The 21,966-nt window shown below is 54.2% G+C and carries 12 protein-coding genes; 3 read left to right on the forward strand and 9 right to left on the reverse strand.

The annotated features are described in order from the left end of the window. Window positions 1–48 precede the first annotated feature (48 nt). The gene (smc, locus tag BG910_RS09830; protein WP_089036676.1) at window positions 49–3,540 is read right to left on the reverse strand and encodes a chromosome segregation protein SMC; all 3,492 of its coding nucleotides are present in this window, start codon (window positions 3,538–3,540) and stop codon (window positions 49–51) included. A 480-nt stretch (window positions 3,541–4,020) separates the two neighbouring features. Between smc and BG910_RS09835 the strand changes: the two genes are divergently transcribed. The 3 genes from BG910_RS09835 (at window position 4,021) to BG910_RS09845 (ending at window position 12,328) form a co-directional block, all read left to right on the forward strand. After that, entirely contained in the window at window positions 4,021–4,917 is an 897-nt protein-coding gene (locus BG910_RS09835) for an OmpA family protein (RefSeq protein WP_089036677.1), read from the forward strand. A 23-nt stretch (window positions 4,918–4,940) separates the two neighbouring features. Next, the gene (locus tag BG910_RS12405; RefSeq protein WP_157694070.1) at window positions 4,941–10,349 is read left to right on the forward strand and encodes an Ig-like domain-containing protein; all 5,409 of its coding nucleotides are present in this window, start codon (window positions 4,941–4,943) and stop codon (window positions 10,347–10,349) included. Between the two features lie 422 nt (window positions 10,350–10,771). After that, the gene (locus BG910_RS09845) at window positions 10,772–12,328 is read left to right on the forward strand and encodes a TerC family protein (RefSeq protein WP_089036678.1); all 1,557 of its coding nucleotides are present in this window, start codon (window positions 10,772–10,774) and stop codon (window positions 12,326–12,328) included. Between the two features lie 337 nt (window positions 12,329–12,665). On the opposite strand, the gene BG910_RS09850 is transcribed toward BG910_RS09845, so the two are convergent. The 8 genes from BG910_RS09850 to BG910_RS09885 form a co-directional block, all read right to left on the reverse strand. Next, window positions 12,666–13,139, reverse strand: coding sequence for a copper chaperone PCu(A)C (locus tag BG910_RS09850; protein WP_089036679.1), 474 nt, complete (start codon window positions 13,137–13,139; stop codon window positions 12,666–12,668). Between the two features lie 304 nt (window positions 13,140–13,443). Next, a complete protein-coding gene (locus tag BG910_RS09855) occupies window positions 13,444–13,842 on the reverse strand; it encodes a diacylglycerol kinase (protein WP_089036680.1) in 399 nt (132 codons plus the stop codon). 445 nt (window positions 13,843–14,287) lie between these two features. After that, window positions 14,288–15,244, reverse strand: a complete 957-nt coding sequence (gene gshB, locus BG910_RS09860) for a glutathione synthase (protein WP_089036681.1) — start codon at window positions 15,242–15,244, stop codon at window positions 14,288–14,290. 86 nt (window positions 15,245–15,330) lie between these two features. Then, a complete protein-coding gene (gene recN, locus BG910_RS09865; protein ID WP_089036682.1) occupies window positions 15,331–16,992 on the reverse strand; it encodes a DNA repair protein RecN in 1,662 nt (553 codons plus the stop codon). A gap of 200 nt (window positions 16,993–17,192) precedes the next feature. Further along, complete coding sequence (locus BG910_RS09870) at window positions 17,193–18,581, reverse strand: GntP family permease (protein WP_089036683.1); 1,389 nt, start codon at window positions 18,579–18,581, stop codon at window positions 17,193–17,195. A 268-nt stretch (window positions 18,582–18,849) separates the two neighbouring features. Then, entirely contained in the window at window positions 18,850–20,178 is a 1,329-nt protein-coding gene (gudD, locus tag BG910_RS09875; RefSeq protein ID WP_089036684.1) for a glucarate dehydratase, read from the reverse strand. A 109-nt stretch (window positions 20,179–20,287) separates the two neighbouring features. Continuing rightward, the gene (locus tag BG910_RS09880) at window positions 20,288–20,728 is read right to left on the reverse strand and encodes a hypothetical protein (protein ID WP_089036685.1); all 441 of its coding nucleotides are present in this window, start codon (window positions 20,726–20,728) and stop codon (window positions 20,288–20,290) included. Window positions 20,729–21,077: 349 nt separating this feature from the next. Continuing rightward, a complete protein-coding gene (locus BG910_RS09885; RefSeq protein ID WP_089036686.1) occupies window positions 21,078–21,848 on the reverse strand; it encodes a M48 family metallopeptidase in 771 nt (256 codons plus the stop codon). Window positions 21,849–21,966: the final 118 nt, after the last annotated feature.

Below are 21,966 nucleotides of genomic sequence, written 5' to 3' on the forward strand. Positions count from 1 at the left end.
CTGAAATTTCAGACGGCCTGTTTTTTATCCCGCTTATCCCAACGCCGTTCAAGCCGGTTCGGCCATTTGCAGGGCTTGTTGGATATCTACGGAAACGATGCGGGAAACGCCTTTTTCCTGCATGGTCACGCCGACGAGCTGTTCGGCCATTTCCATGGTGAGGCGGTTGTGGGAAATGTAGAGGAACTGGGTTTGAGCGCTCATTTCTTTGACGAGGTTGCAGAAACGCGAGGTGTTGGCGTCGTCGAGCGGGGCATCCACTTCGTCTAAAAGGCAGAACGGGGCGGGGTTGAGGCTGAACAGGGCAAATACGAGGCTCATGGCGGTGAGGGCTTTTTCGCCGCCGGAGAGCAGGTGGATGGTGGAGTTTTTCTTGCCGGGCGGGCGCGCCATGATGGCAACGCCGGCGGTGAGCAGGTCGTCGCCGATCATTTTGAGAGTGGCTTCGCCGCCGCCGAACAGGGTAGGGAAGAAGGTTTGTACTTTTTCGTTGACGGCGTCGAAGGTTTCTTTGAAACGGGCTTTGGTTTTGTCGTCGATTTGGGCGATGGCTTCTTCCAAAAGGTCAATGGCGGCCTGCACGTCGCCGCTCTGGCTGCGGTAGTAGCCGTCGCGCTCGCGGGCTTCGTCGAGCTCTTGCAGTGCGGCGAGGTTGACGGGGCCTAAGGCTTCGATTTGTTGGGTGAGGCTGCCGATTTGGTTGTTCAACACGTTCAGACGGCCTGCTTCTTTGGCGAGGGTTTCCAGTGCTTCCAAGTCGGCTTCGCGTTCGGCGAGGTTTTGGTGGAAGCGTTTGGCGTTGATCAGGGCTTCCTGCTGCTGGAGCAGGGCGGTTTGGGTGGCGGCCTGAAGCTGGGGGAGCTTGGTTTGCAGCGCCTGCCAGGCGGCGTATTGTTCTCGCCCGCGCGTTTGGGTGGCGGAAAGTTCGCTTTGCAGTCCGGCGGACTTTTCGTCGAGCTGCATGACGGATTCGGTCAGGGCTTCGAGTTTGATTTGGTGTTCGTCGTCCTGCATTTCGGTTTCGTAGGAGAGGGCGAGCTCTTGCTGGCGTTCCTGCCATTCCAGCGTTTGCTGCTCGAGGCGTTCGAGTTGCAGGCGCTGGTTTTCTTTTTGCTGCTGGAGTTTGTGAACGGCGACTTCGGCCAGTCCGTATTGGCGGTTGGCTTCCAAGAGGGCGAGCTGCGCCTGTTTCAGGCGGCCTTGCTGGGCTTGGCGGCTGCCGCCGGTGTTTTGCTGCTGGTGTTCGAGTTCGGCGGCGGCTTCGTTTAATGCAGCGATGTCGTCTTCGAGGCCGTCTGAAGATTGTTCTAAAACGGTTTGTTCTTCTTCGAGCTGAAGCAGCTCTTGGGCGATGTGTTCGCGGCGGAGCTGGCCCTGGTTGATGCGCGCCAGCATTTCGGCGGCGCGTTGCTGGGCTTGGTTGTATTGCTGTGCGTGCTGTTTCTGCTGCTGGGTCAGGTTGCGCAGATGGCCTTCGGCCGCTTCGAGCGCGGCTTGGGCTTGGCTGCGGGCTTGGGCGGCGGCGGCGAGTTTGGGCGCAACGGCGGCGGTTTCGGTGCTTAATTCGTCCAAACGGGCTTTTTGCGCCATCAGGTTTTCGCCTACGGGTTGGGCGTAGAGCAAGACGCTGACTTTATCGATTTGGTGGCCTTCGGGCGTGAGCCAGATTTGGCTGCCGCTTAATTCGGCTTGGCGGGCGAGGGCGTAATCCAGATCGGGGGCGCACAACACGCCGTCGAGCCAATGGTGTAAGGCCGTCTGAAAAGGCGGCTTGGCTTGGATTTGGTTGAGCAGCGCCTGCACGGGCAGGGATTTTTTAATGCCGCCGCTGAGGTTTCGCGACAGCCACGCGGCGCGGCCTTGCGGCAGCGGGGAGGGCGGGGCGAAACCGTCGTCAACGGCACGGGCGTGCAGGCGTTCGGCCAGAATGATGCCGAGCGCGTGCCGCCATTCGTCGGGCGCGCTGATGTGCTGCCAGAGCTGCGGGGCGTTTTCGCTGCCGGCGGCCTGCCAGAAATCGGAGGATTCGCGGTTTTGCGCCAGAATCTGTGCGAGCGCCTGCTGTTGCGCTTCCAATGTGATGTGCTGCTGCTGGAGGTTTTGGAATGTGTTTGAGGCCGTCTGAAAATCTTGGCGCAGTTTGTCGCACTGCGCTTCGGCGGCGAGGATTTGTTCTTCGTAGTGTTCCTGTTGGGTGTGCAGCAGCGCGGTCTGCTCTTGCGCGGCGTCGGCTTCGTGTTCGTCGGGCAGGTTGAGGGCTTGGTTTTCCTGTTTCAGACGGCCTTGTCGGGCTTGGTGCTGCCGGAGACTTTGTTTGGCATGCGCAAGCTGCTGCTGCTTTAAGGCCAGCTCGCGTTTGATGCGGGCGGCTTCGTCCTGCTGGGTTTGGAACGCGGCGTTCAGCACGGCCTGAGCTTCTTCTAGTTCGGGCAGGGTTTCTTCGTGTTCGGCAACCTGCATGGCGAAATCGGCGAGCTCGACCTGTTTTTCCTCAATCTGAATGTCGGTTTCTTCCATCTGTGCGCGAATCTGCTGCTGTTCCTGATGGATGCGCTGAAGCTGAATCTGCGCGGCTTGGCGGTCGCGTTCGATACGCTGGCTGAGGTTGCGCATATGCCGCATCTGCTCTTCCAAACGGGCAATCTGTTCGCGCAAAACGCCGCGCCGGTTGTTCATTTCGTGCACATCTTGCTGCTGCGCCTGTTCGGCCGTCTGAAGGGCGTGAACTTCGTCGGCCAGCGTTTGAATCTGCGCGGCGGTTTCGTCCTGCTGCCGCCGGAAGGTTTGGTGTTGCGCGGTGGCTTTGTCGGCCTGCTGCAAAGCCTGCTGCCATTGCACGAAATCGAGCAGATCCTGCTGCTGGGAAAGCTGTGCGGTCAGCGCTTGGTAGCGTTCGGCGGTTTCGGCCTGTTTTTCCAGTTTTTCGACCTGGCGCGCCAGCTCGCTCTGCAAATCGGCCAGCCGTTGCAGATGTTCGCGTGTATCTTTCAGACGGCCTTCTGTCTCTTTGCGGCGTTCTTTATATTTGGAAACGCCTGCCGCCTCTTCTATATAGGCGCGCAACTCTTCGGGACGCGCTTCAATAATCCGCGAAATCATGCCCTGTTCGATCACGGCATAACCGCGTGCGCCCACGCCTGTTCCCAAAAACAAATCGGTAATGTCGCGGCGGCGGACGACTTGGTTGTTGATGAAATAAGTGGATTCGCCCTGACGGGTAAGCTGGCGCTTGATGCTCACTTCGGCATACTGCCTCCATGCGCCTTGAAGGCTGTGGTCGGCGTTGTCGAAAACCAGCTCAACCGTCGCGCGCGGGGCGGGGCGGCGGGTCGCGGCGCCGTTGAAAATCACGTCCTGCATACTTTCGCCGCGAAGCTGTTTGGCCGAGGCTTCGCCCAAGACCCAGCGCACGGCGTCAATCACGTTGGATTTGCCGCAGCCGTTCGGCCCGATAACGGCCACAAGCTGGCCGGGCACATGAATGGTGGTCGGGTCGGTAAAGGATTTGAAACCGGAAAGTTTGATGTGGGTCAGGCGCATTGGGGATAAAACAGCAGGTTGTTCAACGAAAGATGCGTATTTTAACGGAAAGCGGGCAGGGGTTTCAGGATTTGTCTGAAAACGGCCTGCTTTTTTGTTTGAGCGTTGCATTGTTCCGTATCTGATTATTATCTTTGTTGTATAAATGATATAAGGGTAAATGCTCTTGTAATGGTTTTAGAAGGGGTGTTGTTTAAAATAAATATGCTATTTAATAAATACTTATATGAATTTTTTAGTGTAAATACAGGGTATTTTGCATGAATCTGACAGTATGAAATATACCTATTATCTGATTTAATTACCGCTGGTATGATTTATGAATATAAAAGTACAAATGGATATATTATTAACGCATACGCAGTCTGCCGCATTTGCACCGGCTGGAAATGCGGCTTTGAAATATCGGAAAACAGGTTACTCAAGCCGAAAAAATATTTTATTTAAACATCAAGCATCACGATTATCAGGAGCGATGAAATGCTGAAGCGAAGCAGTTTGTTATGGGGTTTGTTGCCGCTGGTGGCGCTGGTCGGTTGCGCGCAACAGAAAAAAGAAACATGGGTCAATACGACGGAATCGGGTTACACCACCGGCGTGCCGGAAGGGCGCTCGTCCATTGTGTTCTACCGTCAGGCCGATGCGGTGCAAGGGCCGACTGTGAATATTTATGTTAACGGCCAATATTCCGGTTCGCTGCAGCCGAATGCCTACCGTCAGGAGCTGGTGTGCGCGCAAAACCAGAAAATCCATGCCGATTTTACCCGCCAAGACGCTGCTTACTACAACAAAGAACACGCCGGCGACTACTACGACCTGCCTGAATCTGCCGTTTCGTTCTTCAAAATCGTTGATAACGGCCGCGGTCGGCCGGCATTGCAAAACGTTTCGCCCGAGCAGGCTGAAGAGGAAATGAAAGGCATCAAGCGCCAAAATCATACGCTTTCGCGTGTTACCAGCCCGGAAAAATGTGCGCAAATCCTGAAGAAATACAGCCTTCAATCCTCTGCGTTGTTTAAATTCGACCGCTCCGGCTACAACGATATGCTGGAAAAAGGCAAGCAGGAAGTGGCCGCCATCTCTGCCGACATCAAACAAAATCCGGATCACGTTACCGGCATCGAAGTCATCGGCCATACCGACCCCGAGGGTACGCCGGCTTACAACAGCCGCTTGTCAAGCGAGCGCGCGGCAACGGTCAAACAGGCGCTGTCTGAAAGCGGCTTGAACCCGAAAGTCATTTCTGCGCAAGGACGCGGCGAGCAGCAACTGCTGGTAGCCAATTGCCGTAAACGCTTCCCGAAAAATGCCCAAGCACGCCAAGAGTGCGACCAACCCAACCGTCGTGTGGAAATCATTCTGCACGGTGAAAAATAACGAACGATAAAAAGGTATTGAAAATGTCTAAAAACATTACGTTAACCATTAATGGAAAAGAAAAAGTTTTGGAGACCGTCAAATTTCAGACGGCCTCGGGCGAAGCATTGCGTATTCCCGCGCAGTCTAAAGTGAATTATCAGTTTATTGATGAGGCGACACAGTTTGGTCCGGAAAACATCATGACCAAACGCGTCGGCGATAACTTGGAAGTGGCGTTTGAAGGCTCGGATATCGCTCATCCGGATTTAATTATCGAAGGCTATTATTCCAATGAAACGGGCGCTTCCAAAGGTAGTCTGCTGGTCGGTCAGCATGAAAACGGCGGTTTGTATCCGTATATTCCCGAAAGTGCAGAGGCATCCGATGCAGTGACCATGCTTGCCGAAGAAGTGATGGCTGGCCAGGCGCTGGGTGGCGAAGTCATTGCCAGCTCATGGGCGTTTAATCCTTTATGGCTGCTGGGTGCGTTACCTTTGGGCGCTGCAGCTGCCGCATTGGGCAATAAAGATGATAAAGACGATAAAGCCGGTATTACGGTTGATGCGCCGAACGATTCTTCCGATGCGACTCCGTCCATTACCGGTACGGTAAGCGATGTCGAAGCCGGCCAAGTGGTTACACTGACCGTGACCGACAGCGGGGGCAGCGTTCAAACCTTAACTGCTACCGTTCAGGAAAACGGCACTTACAGCGCAGAAGTTCCCAATGATCTGCCCGAAGGTCCTTACCGTGTTGATGCAAATGTTGCCGATAAGGCAGGCAATACGGCTAAAGCCAACGATTCCGGCGTTATTGATGCCGTTATCACATTGACCGTAGATGCGCCGGACGAGGTGAGCAATGATGCAACCCCGATGATTACCGGCACTTCCGATGCTCTCGGCAGCATTGTTACATTGGTCATTACCGATGCACAAGGCGCGGTTCATACCGTGACCGTTCCTGTAACCGAAGACGGCATCTATGCAATTGAAGTGCCTGATGCGTTGGCTGACGGCAAATATACCGTAGAAGCCAAAGTGACCGATTCAGACGGCAAAACAGCTACTGCAAGCGATGCCGGCGAAATCGATATTATCGCGGCCATCACTGTTGATGCGCCCGATCTGACCAACGACAACACCCCGACCATTACCGGCACCGTTCAAGATGTCGAAGTGGGTCAGGTTGTTACTTTGACCGTTACTGATGCTGCAGGCGTTGTTCAAACCGTTACCGCAGCCGTTCGGGCTGACGGTTCATATTCCGTTGATGTGCCGAATACGCTTTCAGACGGCCAATATACTGTGGATGCAAGCGTTCAAGACAAAGCGGGCAATACGGCTAAAGCACAAGATGCCAACGGTGTCGTTGATGCGCAGGCGCCTGTAATTACGGTTGATGCGCCGGACGCTGTTTCACGCGACAACACGCCTGCGATCAAAGGCACGACTGACGCAGAAGAAGGTCAAATCGTCACCCTGACCGTGACCGACAGCGCAGGCAAAGTACAAACCCTGACCGCGACTGTTGAAAGTGACGGCACCTACAGCGCCGAACCGGCCACCCCGTTGGCCGACGGCGGCTACAGCGTCCGGGCACAGGTAAAAGACACCGCCGGCAATGCGGCCGAAGCGAAAGACGACGGCTCTGTGGACACCACGGCCGCCATCACCGTCGACGCCCCCGACCTGACCAACGACAGCACCCCGCTGATTACCGGAACCGTCCAAGACGTCGAAGCCGGCCAAATCGTCACCCTGACCGTGACCGACAGCACCGGCGCGACCCAAAGCGTGACCGCCGCCGTCCTTTCAGACGGCACCTACAGCGCCGAAGTGCCCGCCGCACTGCCCGAAGGCAGATACAGCGTCACCGCCGTCGTCGCCGACCGGGCCGGCAACAAAGCCGAAGCAGGCGACGACAACAACGGCCAAGGCAACATCATCGACACCACCGCACCGACCATCACCGTTGACGTACCGGACAACGGCAACGACAGCACCCCGACCGTAACCGGCAAAACCGACGCACCGGCCGGCAGCATCGTGACCGTGACCGTCACCGATGGTGAAGGCAAAGTACAGACCGTCACGACGACCGTTCGGGACAACGGAGGCTACAGCGTCGACGTACCCGCCCCGCTGGCCGAAGGCGAAGTGAAAGTCGAAGCCGAAGTCAAAGACCCCGCCGGCAACACCGGCAAGGCCGAAGACAAAGGCATCGTCGACACCAACGCCCCGGTGATCAGTGTTGATGCACCCGACAACACCGCCGACAATACTCCGGTGATCAGCGGCAAAACCGACGCGCCCGCCGGTTCCGCCGTCACCCTGACCGTGACCGACAGCGCAGGCAAAGTACAAACCCTGACCGCGACTGTTGAAAGTGACGGCACCTACAGCGCCGAACCGGCCACCCCGTTGGCCGACGGCGGCTACAGCGTCCGGGCACAGGTAAAAGACACCGCCGGCAATGCGGCCGAAGCGAAAGACGACGGCTCTGTGGACACCACGGCCGCCATCACCGTCGACGCCCCCGACCTGACCAACGACAGCACCCCGCTGATTACCGGAACCGTCCAAGACGTCGAAGCCGGCCAAATCGTCACCCTGACCGTGACCGACAGCACCGGCGCGACCCAAAGCGTGACCGCCGCCGTCCTTTCAGACGGCACCTACAGCGCCGAAGTGCCCGCCGCACTGCCCGAAGGCAGATACAGCGTCACCGCCGTCGTCGCCGACCGGGCCGGCAACAAAGCCGAAGCAGGCGACGACAACAACGGCCAAGGCAACATCATCGACACCACCGCACCGACCATCACCGTTGACGTACCGGACAACGGCAACGACAGCACCCCGACCGTAACCGGCAAAACCGACGCACCGGCCGGCAGCATCGTGACCGTGACCGTCACCGATGGTGAAGGCAAAGTACAGACCGTCACGACGACCGTTCGGGACAACGGAGGCTACAGCGTCGACGTACCCGCCCCGCTGGCCGAAGGCGAAGTGAAAGTCGAAGCCGAAGTCAAAGACCCCGCCGGCAACACCGGCAAGGCCGAAGACAAAGGCATCGTCGACACCAACGCCCCGGTGATCAGTGTTGATGCACCCGACAACACCGCCGACAATACTCCGGTGATCAGCGGCAAAACCGACGCGCCCGCCGGTTCCGCCGTCACCCTGACCGTGACCGACAGCGCAGGCAAAGTACAAACCCTGACCGCGACTGTTGAAAGTGACGGCACCTACAGCGCCGAACCGGCCACCCCGTTGGCCGACGGCGGCTACAGCGTCCGGGCACAGGTAAAAGACACCGCCGGCAATGCGGCCGAAGCGAAAGACGACGGCTCTGTGGACACCACGGCTCCTGAAGTTTGCGCCGAAGACCAGTCGGTTGAAGAAGCATCGTCAGCAACGGTAAACGGCGTGATCCGTGTAACCGATACCGCTGTAGCTTCTATTACAGTGGCCGGTAAAGACGTGACTGCAGTAACCGCTTCCAACCCGATCAGCATCAATACGGCAAAAGGTGTTCTGCTGATTACCGGTTACGATGCGGCCAAAGGCGAAGTGTCTTACCGCTATACTGAAAACGGCAAAGCGGAAAACCACAGTGCCGGCGATAATTCAGTCAAAGACAGCTTCTTGGTTGTGGTACGCGATGCAGCCGGCAATACCGTGATGGGCAGCTTGGATATCACCATTACCGATACCGCACCTGTTGCCGTTAACGATACAAACAGCCTGTCTGAATCCGCAGCTTCTGTCAGCGGCAATGTGTTGGCAAACGACAATGTGAATGCAGATACACTAGTAACAGTTACCGCCGGCAGCACCACAGGCCAATACGGTTCATTGTCTTTGGATGCAAATGGTCAGTACGTTTACACCGTCAACCAAAACAATGCAGCAGTTAAAGCCTTGAACAGCGGCGAATCGCTGAAAGAAACCTTCAGTTACACGGTAACCGATGCAGACGGTGATAAGTCTTCCGCAACCCTGACCATTACCATCAATGGCGAAGATGCAGACAAATCGACCATCGGCGGCAACGATACCGATGTGATTAAAGGTGGTTCGGGCAATGATGTACTGATTGGCGATACCAGCGGTTACGAGCTGATTATCAAACCGGGCGAGAATTACAACATCGCCGTGATGTTGGATACCTCCAACAGTATGAATCAGTACCGTACCAAAGGCGGCGAAGCCTATATCGAGATGGCGCGCAAATCACTGTTGAAACTGGTTCATGACTTTGCCGGACACGACGGTGAAGTGAATGTCACGTTGTTTACATTCAATACAACTTCCAAATTAGTATTGAATATTCAAGACCTGAATGAATCCAATGTCGATCAGCTTGTTACGAAGATTTTAGGCCTGCGTGCTTCCGGTTTGACCAACTACGACGACGTGTTCCGCGATGCAGTTGATTGGTTTGAAGACGTATCCAGCAACGGTTACCACAACGTAACCTACTTCCTGACAGACGGTCAGCCGACCACTTACGGCGACAGCGGCCGCTCGGAATGGCAGGGTTATGTGAACCAAAGTGCGGTTAACAAATCGTTGTCCAGCTTTGCCAAACTGTCTGATTTGTCGGCTGTTCATGCTATCGGCTTCTCCGAAGGCATTCAGAAAAATATGCTGAATTTCTTCGATAATACGGTTTCAGACGGCCAGACGATTACTGATCAATCTTTGTCGGTAAAAACCTATCCGGCTACTGTGGTTTATCACGGTGAGTCAGGAGATTCGCAAGTGGTGTCTAATCCTCAAGAGCTGGGCGCTGCACTGGAAAGTGGTACGACCGAACGTGTTATTAACAGTGTGTCTTCCGATACACTCGAAGGCGGCAACGGCAACGACATCATCTTCGGCGACAGCATCAATACCGACCATTTGTCTTGGACAGACGGCCTGACCGGCATCCAACACACAGAAGGTACGCATGACGGTATGGGCGCGAAAGCATTGACCGAATACATCAAGTGGACGGACAACGCCGGTACCGATGCCAGTGACCAGCAGGTTGTCGATTACGTGCGTGAAAACTGGCAGGAGCTGCTGGATAACCGCAACGACGGTGGTGCTGATACACTCTCCGGCGGTAACGGCGACGATATCATGTTCGGCGGCGCAGGTAATGACAGTCTGACTGGCGGCGAAGGTGTGGATCAGTTTGTATTCCTTGCCAATAGCAACAACGGCAATGATGTCATTACTGACTTCCAAGCAGGTGTCGATAAGGTCGTCTTTGCCGATTTGGTCAGCCCGCAGCAGTTGGAAAATGCGGTTTGGAATGACGAGACCCATACCCTGAGCTTTACCGGCAAAGGCGAAGACGGTCAGACTTACCAAAACAGCATTGCCTTCAACGGCTTGTCGGTCGGTGAAACGTTAGACAGTGTATTGCAAAACCACGTTGAAACCATCGGCTGATTGTCGGCTTGAAACAAGCCCCGCGATATGCGGGGCTTTTTATGGACTGAATTAGATTGGTAGGGAAGCTAATCTAATTCAGCACTTTCGTTATTTCCGTGAAGCTAAGAAAGCCATGATTTGAATAAGTAATTAAAGGTTTAAGAAGTTGATCGCAAACTTTAGTCTGTATGAGTGGGGTGGTTGCTGAAATTTCAGACGGCATGACAACACTCCCGGCTACCTGAACGGCCAAACTTTGCCATCAACAGATCAAGCTGTTAAACTTACCATACTATTTTTCAGAAGCGCAAACCCGTTTTATGAAAGACTCAGATCAGAGCAGCGACATACCGCATCTAAGTTTTTGCGCCCGAGAATCAGGCAGTCTGACCGCCCCTTGCCGTCAGGCTGCTTTTTCACGTTTTTAGGAATAAAAAATCATGGATTTCAGTTGGTTGGCCGAACCGCATACATGGATAGGCTTTGCAACGCTTTTGGTGCTCGAAGTGGTTTTGGGCATCGACAACCTCGTTTTCGTCGCCATTTTGGCAAACAAAGTCAAACCTGCCCAGCGCGACCGCGCGCGGATTACCGGTTTGGGGCTGGCGGTATTGATCCGCATCGTCATGCTCGGCTTTATGGCGCACATTATGACGTTGACCCGCCCGTTGTTTGTCTGGGGCAGTTTGGACGTTTCGGGCAAAGATTTGATTATGTTCGCCGGCGGCATTTTCCTGCTCTACAAAGCGACCACCGAGCTGCACGAGCGTTTGGAAGGCAACAATCATTTCGCCGTCACTGACAATCATAAAAAACACGCGCCGTTTTGGGGTGTGGTGGTGCAGATTCTGATTTTGGACGCGGTGTTTTCGATTGATTCCGTGATTACGGCGGTGGCGATGGTCGATCACATCGTGATTGCGATGGCGGCGGTGGCCGTGGCAATGAGCGTGATGATTACCGCCAGCAAACCGCTGACCGCGTTTGTCGACAAACACCCGACCGTCGTTATGCTCTGCTTGGGCTTCCTGCTGATGATCGGGTTCAGCCTGATTGCCGAAGCCTTCCATTTCCACATTCCGAAAGGCTATCTCTACGCCGCTATCGGTTTCTCGATTCTGATTGAGGTGTTCAACCAGATTTCGCAGAAAAACAGCCGCAAAAACGACTACATCAGCAGCTCGTGGCGCAAACGCACGGCGGAAAATGTGCTCGGTATGATGGGCATCCGCGAAAGCGTGTTGGAAAAAGCAGGCGGCGAGGCTGATGACGATGCACATTTTGAAGAAAACGAAAAATCCATGATCCGTAGTGTTTTGACGCTGGCCGAACGCCCGATTCCGGGCATCATGATTCCGCGCCGCGACATCGAGCGGCTGGACATTTCGCAAAGCAAAGAAGAGCAAACTGCGCAACTGAAAAACACGCCGTACAGCCGCCTGCTGGTCGTCGGAAAAGCCGGCGTGGACGAGCCTTTGGGCTACATCAACAAAAAAGATCTGCTCGCGCAGCTTTTGGAAAACGGCGAAACCAATATTCAGACGACCCTACGTCAGCCGCTGGTTTTACCCGACTCCACCACCGCCCTCAACGCGCTCGAGCTGTTCCGTAAAAACAGCGCCGACTACGCGCTGGTGGTGGACGAATTCGGCGCGGTTTTGGGGATGCTGACCGTCAAAGACCTGCTCGAAGCCATTGCCGGTGAGTTCCCCGAAGAATTTGAGCGTGAGGAAGAACCCGCCGTTCAGGAAAACGCCGACGAAAGCCTGACTGTGGACGGCGCGCTCGAATACGTCGAACTCGCCCCCCAACTCGGCCTACCGACGCAAAGCGAAGACGCCGACTTCCACACCGTCGCCGGCTTGATTATGGAAGAACTGCAAAGCCTGCCCGATGTGGGCGATTCCGTCAATTTCCACGGCTGGCGTTTTGAAGTAATGGAAAAAGAAGGCCAGCGGATCGAGCGGGTAAAAATCAGCAGGCTGCCGGAGGAGTAGGGTGCGTGTTTCTTTGATGACGGAATAAGGAAAGAAAGTAGCTGGCTATATTGCTGCATTTTGCTGTTTTGGCAAAGTTAAGCCGAACGGTGGGCAAAGCTGCATTTATGGAAAGTTTTGCTCTAAAGGGAATGCCGACTGAAAAATTCTGTCGGATTTTGGGGATAGAATTTTTCAGACGGCATTCCGGACTACAGAGCGGTAAGGGCCGGCCAAAGAAAATTAAAAACATTTCCTGCTGCTTCTACTGATACGAGGAGGGCAGGTGAAACAGGTAATGGCAAAAAACTACTTCAGACGGCCTGATATTTATGAAATATCAGGCCGTCTGAATATATTAATGTTGATGGACGCCGGAAGCTGCTCCGTGATGTTGCGAATCAGATTTTGGTGCATTTTTCACGACTACTTCTACAGTCTGCGGTTTGGCGTTTTTGAATTTTAGTGTCAAAGGAAATTTATCACCAGGCTTAAGCTGTTTTTTCAAGCCCATAAACATCACATGATAGCTGCCCGGTTTCAGCTCGGTAACGCCTTTGGCTTCCAGCGGCGCACCGTCTTTGGCTTGGCGCATCCGCATCACGCCGTTGTCGTTGACGTGGGTGTGAACCTCAATACGTTCGGCAACGGGCGTACTGCCGCCGATGAGGAAGTCTTTTTGGGCTTCGTCGTTTTTAATGGTCATAAACGCACCACTCATGTTCATGCCTTGAACGGTCGAGCGTGCCCACGGATTTTCAACCTGAACGCCAGCCGCCGCGGCGGCTTGGCACAATCCTGCTAAAGCTAACACAGTAATCATTTTTTTCATCGTGGTTTCCTTTTCTATCAAGGGGTGGGGGAAAACTACGGCAACTATCTTATTATAGTGAATTAAAATAAGAAATCTACTTCGTTGGCTGCGGATGGGCTCAAAGAGGACGATTCACTATGGCGCCGAAGCGCCAAGTTCATCTGTGCCGTACTACCCGTACTGTCTGCGCCTTGCCGCCTTGTATCCTTCTTATTTTAAGTCACTATACAGGAGCAGACCGTCTGAAAACTTGATTTAGGCTAAATACTTTAGATATTAGTATCTAATTATAAGTAATCAGTTTGAGGCGGGTGGAACAAGTTCAAACCGCATCGCCGAAAAGCGCCATCAGCCACAAAATGCCCAGCAGGGTCAAAGCCAAAAGCTGTGCGGCCGAGCCTGCGTCTTTGGCGCGTTTGGCCAGCTCGTGTTTTTCGGTGGAAGTGTGATCGACCGCCGCTTCGATGGCGGTGTTGAACAATTCGGTAATCAGCGAAACAAACGATACGGCAATGAGCAGCATGGCGGTGGTGGTGCTGAAATCCAGAATCAGCGCCAGCGGAATCAACACGGCATGCAGCCAGACCAACTGACGGAACGCGCTTTCGTAGCGGTAGGCGGCTTTGAGGCCGTCTTGGGAATAGCCGAAGGCGTTGGTAATGCGGGTCAGGCCGGTTTTGCCTTTTTTCTCGGCGGCGTAGGAATTTTGATCTTGGTTCATGATGGGATTTGGGGTGGGGAAAGTATCGGCATCATCGTTCAGGCCGTCTGAAGATGCAACGGGTTTTCAGACGGCCTGGGGCTTTTGTAATAATCAGAAACGGTCGTCTAAAGGCCGTCTGCAAAAGTTTCAGACGGCCATCTTGATTTTTGCAAAGGTCTCAGGCTGAGACCTTTGCAAAAAAGCTGAAAATATTGAGAAATGCTTGCAGGGGCGGGTTTTACACCCGCCCGAACGCTAAGAATTCTGAAATATTAAATCTTTTCAGTAAATTAAAGATTTTCAGGCGGGTGTAAAACCCACCCCTACAAGCTGGCGTTTCTTATTGTTGCAAAGGTCTCCGGCCGTCTGAAAAGTCCGAGGCCTACTAACGTCGTGTTTGTGCGGATATTTCGGGAATTTCAGACGGCCTTCGGCGCCGTAAGCCGGCTTGCCGTCCGAACGCTCAATTTCCCGACCATTCCGCTACGGCGTCGGCAAACATGGCGGCGACGTCGAAGTTTTTCTGTTTCATGATTTCTTGGAAACCGGTCGGGCTGGTGACGTTGACTTCGGTCAGGTTGCGGCCGATGACGTCCAAACCCGCCAGCAGGATGCCGCGGCGTTTGAGTTCGGGGGAGAGGGTTTCGGCGATTTCGCGGTCGGTTTCGCTTAACTCCTGCGCTACACCGCGTCCGCCGGCGGCGAGGTTGCCGCGGGTTTCGCCTTTTTGCGGAATCCGCGCCAGCGCAAACGGCACGACTTTGCCGCCGATGACGAGGATGCGTTTGTCTCCGTCAATGATTTCGGGAATGTAGCGTTGCGCCATGATGGTGCGGGTATCGAGCCGCATCAGGGTTTCCAGAATGCTGCCGATATTGGGGTCGGTTTCGGTCAGACGGAAAATACCCATGCCGCCCATGCCGTCGAGCGGCTTGACGATGATGTCGCCGTGTTCCTGCAAAAAGGCGCGTACGTTGGCGGCGCGGGTGGTTACTAAAGTCGGCGCGGTAAATCCGCTGAAATTCAAGATGGCGAGCTTTTCGTTGAAATCGCGCATGGACTGCCCGCTGTTGAACACTTTCGCGCCCTGCGTTTCGGCCAGCGTCAAAAGTTGGGTGGCGTAGAGGTACTGCATATCGAAGGGCGGGTCGGTGCGCATAATTACGGCATCGAAATCTTTTAAGGCCGTCTGAATTTTTTCCTGCACGCGAAACCAGTCGTGATCGTGGTCGTCTTTGGCACCGAGAAATTCAAACGGCGCGGCGTTTGCGCCGACCAAGCCGTTGCGAACGGACAATTCGCTGCTTAAGGTGTGGAAAAGCTGCCAGCCGCGTTTGGCCGCTTCGTGCATCATGGCGTAGGTGGTGTCTTTATAGGTTTTGAAACTTGCCGGCGGGTCGGCGATAAACAGGATTTTCATCGGATTTCCTTATGGTAAACGCCTGCCATCATACCCTTGATAAAGGCTGTCTGAAAAGTGGCGGACGGGTTTCAGACGGCCTCGGCTTATTCCGCTGCCAGCGAGAGCATTTCGGCGGCGTGGCTGCGGGTAGTGTCGGTAATGGTTTCGCCGCCGAGCATCCGGGCGATTTCTTCGGTGCGGCCGTTGTTGTCCAATACTTTGATTTCGCTGACGGTTTGTTCGCCTTCGCTGTGTTTGCTGACCTGCCAGTGGTTTTCGCCGCAGGCGGCGACTTGGGGGAGGTGGGTGACGGCGAGCACTTGGTGGGCTTTGCCGAGTTTGCGCAGGGCTTTGCCGACGGTTTCGGCGACGCCGCCGCCGATGCCGGTATCGACTTCGTCGAAAATCAGCGTGGGGACGTTGGTGTACTGGCTGGCGACGACTTGCAGCGACAGGCTGATGCGGGCGAGTTCGCCGCCGGATGCGACTTTGTTGAGCGGGCGCTCGGGGCTGCCTTTGTTGGCGGCGACTTGGAACTGTACTTGTTCCAAGCCGTGCGCAGTCGGTGATGAGGGCAGCAGCGCGATGGTGAAACTGGCGCCTTTCATGGCCAGATGCTGCATATGTTCGGTGGTTTCTGCGCCGAGCCGGCCGGCGGCCCGGTGGCGTAATGCGGACAGGACTTGCGCGGCTTCTTGGTAGTCGGCATGGCTTTGGGCGACGTTTTGTTCGAGCGCAGCCAAGTCGGTGGCGGCTTGGAGGTTTTGCAGTTTGGCGTCGATTTCGGCGAGTTTTTGCGGCAGCTCTTCAGGTTCGACGCGGTATTTGCGCGCCATGCCCATCAATTCGCCCATGCGCTGTTCCTGTGCGGCCAATTCGGCGGGGTTGAGGTCGGAACGGGCGGCAACGTCGCGCATATTGGCGCTGATTTCGCCCAGTTCGGCTTCGATGCTGGCGAGCATATTCAGGCTTTCGGCAAAACGCGGCTCGATGGATTGCAGATTGCCCAAGAGCTTTTGGCATTGGTAGATTTGGCGTTGCAGGCCGCTGTCGCCGTCTATGGTGCTGCCGACCTGTTCGGCGGCTTGCAGCAGCTCGGCGGCGTGCGCCAGCGTGTCGTGGCTTTGATTGAGGTTTTCCCACTCGCCTTGTTGCAGGTCGAGCCGGCTTAATTCGTTGAACTGCCATTCCAGCCTCTCGCGCTCGATGGCGGCGGTTTCCGACTGCGCCTGTGCTTCTTGGAGCGCTTTTTTGGCATTGACCCAGTTTTGGTAATGCTGCTTGACCGTTTCGGCCTGCGCGCTTGCGCCGGCAAATGCGTCGAGCAGGCTGCGCTGGGCGGATTCCTGGTTGAGCGAGTGGTGGGCGTTTTGGCCGTGAATATCGATCAGCTGCTCGCCCACGGCTTTAAGTTGCGCGAGTGTGGCGGCTTGGTTGTTAAGGTAGCTGCGGCTTTTGCCTTTGGCATCGATGATGCGGCGGATGCTCAATTCTTCGCTGCCGTCTTCGAGCAGTCCTTGTTCGCGTAACTGGCTTTGCAGCGCGGGCAGCGCGGAAATGTCAAACAGGGCAGACAACTGCGCTTCTTTCGCGCCGTTGCGCACCTGACTATAATCGGCTTTGTCTCCCAGCAAAAGCCCGATGGCGTCGAGCGTGATGGATTTGCCCGCGCCGGTTTCGCCGGTGAGGACGGTAAAACCGCTTTGGAAATCGAGGTTTAAATTTTCGACAATGACAAAATCGCGTAGGGAGAGCGCCAGCAGCATAGCTTATCCTTGATATAGGCCGTCTGAAAAAACGGTTTTAAACTTTTTCTGATTATAGCTAAGATTTTTTATAGTTTGAATAAGATTTTTCGTAGTTTGCTGATGATTTTGTTTAGTGTGGATTTAATTAATTGAATTTTATGGATTTGTTTTGTTACGAAAAGGCCGTCTGAAAGTTTCAGACGGCCTTTTGAATCGGTTTACATGAAGATGTCGAAGATGAGTACCAGCGCTAAAGCGGTGAACGATCCGATAAACGAAACCATGGTTTTGGCCATAAACTGATCTTTGACTTCTTTCAAGCCGTAGAGACCGTTGAATACCCAGAATCCGCTGTCGTTGAAATAGCTGAAAGAGACGGCACCGGCGCAGGTGGACATGGCCACGAGGGTAGGATTCAGCCCCAGTTGCGGGACGAGCGGCGCGGTTAGGGTGGCGGCGGTAATCAGGGCGACGGTGGCGCTGCCGAGTGAAATACGCATGAGTGCGGCGATAACAAACGGAATCAGGATGCCGGGCATACCGATGGTGAGAACAGCTTCGCCCAGCGCGTTACCGATACCCGCGTCGCGTACAACGTAGCCTAATGCACCGCCGGCACCCGTGATGAACAGAATCATACCGGTAGATTTCACACCTTCTTCAATCGATTTATCCAGCTCTTCTTTTGAGTGGCGTACACCCAAGCCGTAGAGGGCAATCAACAGACCGACAATCAGGGCGATAACGGGGTGGCCGATCATTTTCAGGAAAGCGGCAAATCCGTTTTCAAGTTTGAGGAAGCTGACGACGGTATTGCCCAGAATCAGAATCAGCGGAATGACAATCGGGGCAAATGAGAGGAATGCACCGGGCAGATTCATTTCTTGATAAATCCGTTCTACGTTTTCAATAGATTTGACGTATTCCTCTTTGAACTCTTTGCGTTCGAAGTCTGTGCCGTCTTCCGTCGGGATTTGATAGATTTTTTTACCCAACCATTTTGAGTAAAGTGTCGAGGCAACCAATACCGGCAGCGTCATGACCATACCCCAAAGAATCATCATGCCCATATCGACATCCAAAATCCCGGCAACAGCCAGCGGACCCGGAGTGGGTGGAATGAAAACGTGGGCCAGTTGCAGGCCGGTTGCCATGGCTAATCCGAGGCCGATGACGCTTTTCCCCGTCATGCGGGAGAGGGATTTGGCCAACGGGGTCAGAATCACCAGCCCTGAATCGGCAAAAACAGGAATGGCGACGACATAACCGGTTAGTGCCAATGCCCATTCTTCCTTGGCTTTACCGATGGTTTTAATGATGGAGAACGCCATTTGCTGGGCAGCGCCGGATTTTTCCAAAATGGCGCCCATCATGACGCCGAGGCCGATGATGATACCTGTGCTGCCGAGTGTGCTGCCGAAACCGCTGGTAATCGATTTGATAACGTCACCGAAGGGCAGACCACCGATCATGCCGGTTACCAAAGACGAAATAATCAGCGCAACGAAAACGTGGATGCGGGTTTTCATTGCCAGCACCAACAAAAGAATGATACCGACGGCCAAGCCGATGAGCATTTGGCCTGTGCTTACTGCTGCTGCTTCCATTTTTGTTTCCTTATAAAAGGTTTTATTGAAACTGACTGCCTAACATTTTCAGACGGCTTGATATGGAAAAAAGTTTTGTATAGAGAACTAAAATAAGAAATCTACTTCGTTGGCTGCGGCTTGCCGTACTATGTGTACTGTCTGCGCCTTGCCGCCTTATATCTTTCTTATTTGATTTCACTATTAAAAAACGTTTTGCCGTTTTGCGCAGACCGCTTTCAGACGGCCTGCGCATCAACGGATACGTCAGGTAAGCAAGACGTTTGTTTTAACGCACCAGACACGGTTTTTTGTTGTCGAATTCCCAACCCGGAATCAGGTACTGCATCGCCATGGCGTCGTTGCGTGCGCCCAAGCCCATGTTTTTGTAGAGTTCGTGGGCTTTTTGGACTTGATCCATGTCGAGTTCAATGCCCAAACCCGGTTTTTTCGGCACTTCCACCAAGCCGCCTTTGATTTGCAGCGGTTCTTTGGTAAGCCGCTGGTTGCCTTCCTGCCAAATCCAGTGGGTGTCGATGGCGGTAATGTTGCCCGGTGCGGCTGCGGCAACATGGGTGAACATCGCCAGCGAAATATCGAAGTGGTTGTTGGAGTGCGAGCCCCAAGTCAAACCCCATTCGTGACACATTTGTGCAACGCGAACAGAACCCTGCATCGTCCAGAAATGCGGGTCGGCCAGCGGAATGTCGACGGATTGCAGCGAGATGGTGTGCCCCATCTGACGCCAGTCGGTCGCAATCATATTGGTGGCGGTCGGCAGGCCGGTGGCACGGCGGAACTCGGCCATCACTTCGCGGCCGGAATAGCCTTGCTCCGCACCGCACGGGTCTTCGGCATAAGCCAATACGCCTTTGAGTTCCTTGCCGATTTCAACGGCTTCGGCCAACGACCAAGCACCGTTGGGGTCGAGCGTAATACGGGCTTCGGGGAATCGTTTTGCCAACGCCTTGATGGACTCGGCTTCTTCAAAACCGGCCAACACGCCGCCTTTGAGTTTGAAATCGTTGAAACCGTATTTTTCGTAGGCGGCTTCGGCCAAACGCACCACGGAATCAGGCGTCATGGCCACTTCGTGACGCAGGCGGTACCAGTCGCAGGCATCGTTTTCCTGATTTTGGTACGGCAGGTCGGTTTTTTTGCGGTCGCCGATGAAGAAGAGATAGCCCAGCATTTCCACCGCATCGCGCTGCTGGCCGTCGCCCAAGAGCGAAGCCACGGTCACGTTCAGGAATTTGCCCAACAAATCGAGCATGGCCGCTTCGATGGCGGTTACGACGTGGATGGTGGTGCGCAGGTCGAAAGTCTGCAAACCGCGTCCGCCCGCATCGCGGTCGGCAAATTGATTGCGGACCGCAGTCATCACGTTTTTATATTCGCCGAGCGTTTTGCCGATGACCAAAGGTTTGGCATCTTCCAACGTCTGACGGATTTTTTCGCCGCCCGGCACTTCGCCCACGCCGGTGTTGCCGCTGTTGTCTTTCAGGATAACGATGTTGCGCGTGAAATAAGGGGCGTGCGCGCCGCTCAGGTTCAGCAGCATGCTGTCGTGGCCTGCAACGGGGATAACCTGCATTTCGGTAATAACGGGGGTATTCATTTTGTTCTCCTGATTGAGATGTTTCGGATAATCTGTTTTTCAGACGGCCTCAAATAGCGGTTAGGTCGTCTGAAAATCTGTCGGTGTAGGCAGGTACGGTTAGCCCGCCTTAAGCAGTGTAACCATACGAACGCTTCTTCCCGAGTGATACGGTATCGAATGCGTGCTTGCGTACTACTTGTTTATAGTGGTCACTTTTACCGCTTTCTTTTTTGGCCTGATCCATGTTGACCAAACCACCGCCTTCTTCAATATATCGCACTTCCGCTTTATTGGCTTTCGGATGGTCTTTCGGGTCGTGAACCATTTTCAGCCAGGCAAGGCTAATGAGGATGCCGACCGTACCCATGGAGATGAACACGGATTCCCAGCACAATTCACCGGCATCAAAGCCCAGCGTTTCCGACATCGGTTTGCCCGCAATCGCCAGCGTGGCGCGGTCACCATAGTTGACGTTGGTAACGAAAAAGAGCAAAGCAACAATCATCCAGCGCACATTGGTGCGCTTCATTTCTGCACCCTCGGGCGGAACAGCGGTATTACTGCTCATGGCCAATTTCCTAAATGGAAGCTACTGATGATTACGGATGAGTGCCATTATAGGGAGAGGGATAAACAAATGAATTAGCAGAAATTCTTAAAGCAACGGGGATTTATGGTAGATTTTTGTGCGAAAGCACGAAGAAGAGAAAGGGTAGGGGGAGATGCCCTGACCTTTGCGGGTTTGGTTTATTTTACGCAAAGGTCTTGGGCCTTTTGATTTTTGCAAAGTTTCAGGCCGTCTGAAACGGCTTGTTTTGCTGCTGTCCACAGGAAAAATTGAAAATGCGGACGGAGGGTTTTGTGAAGATTCAGGCTGACGGATTCCGGTTTGCCGTATTCAGACGGCCTATGTCTTGTCAGCGTTTGTTCCGTTCATATATAGGCATGACTTCCGGCAGTATTCTGCGGATGGCATTCATTCGGGTTTCGTTGGCAGGGTGGGTGGATAGGATGGCGATGGATGTTCCATTGCCTGCGCGGTTCATCTTTTCCCAAACGGTAAGTGCGGCCTGTGGATTGTAGCCCGCCTGCGCCATCAGCCGAACACCGCCCGCGTCGGCTTCGCTTTCCTGATGGCGGGAAAACGGTTTGGTAGCGATGAGATCCGAACCGAGCCCGACCAGATCGCCGTCCACGCCCGTCGCTCCTACCAGCAGGCTGCTGCCCAGCCCGGTCAGAAACTGTCCGCCGATGGCCTGTTTGCTGTGTTCTTGCAGGGCGTGTGTCATCTCATGACCGATAACGGCGGCGATTTCGTCGTCGGTCAGCTTCAGGCGCTCGACCATGCCGGTGTAAACCGCCATTTTCCCGCCCGGCATGGCCCAGGCGTTCATTTCGTTACTGCGGATGACGTTCATCTGCCAGTTGAACCTGACGCCGGTTTGGTTGGCGCGGTCGGCGTAAGGACGCAGACGGTTGAATACGCGGTACACGCGCTGTGCGGTCGGCGAAGAAACGTCCAAAGCATGTTTGCTTTTCGCCTGATTGAGCACTTGGGCGTAGCTTTTTGCGGCGTTTTGGTTGAGGGTTTCGGTGTCGTAACCGACCATGTCGGCAACGGATGTGCAGCCGGCCAGCGCAGATACCAACCCCAGCCACAGATACTGTTTTTTATTGATATGTCCCATTGTTAAATCCTTCCGATGGTTTTAAGAAAGTCTGAATTTGTTGCAATATAATAAATATACGGCAAAAGGCCGTCTGAAACATTTTCCGCAAGTTTAGGAAATATTTCAGACGGCCTTT

Source organism: Neisseria chenwenguii, from assembly GCF_002216145.1.
In the GTDB taxonomy this organism is placed as follows: Bacteria; Pseudomonadota; Gammaproteobacteria; order Burkholderiales; family Neisseriaceae; genus Neisseria; species Neisseria chenwenguii.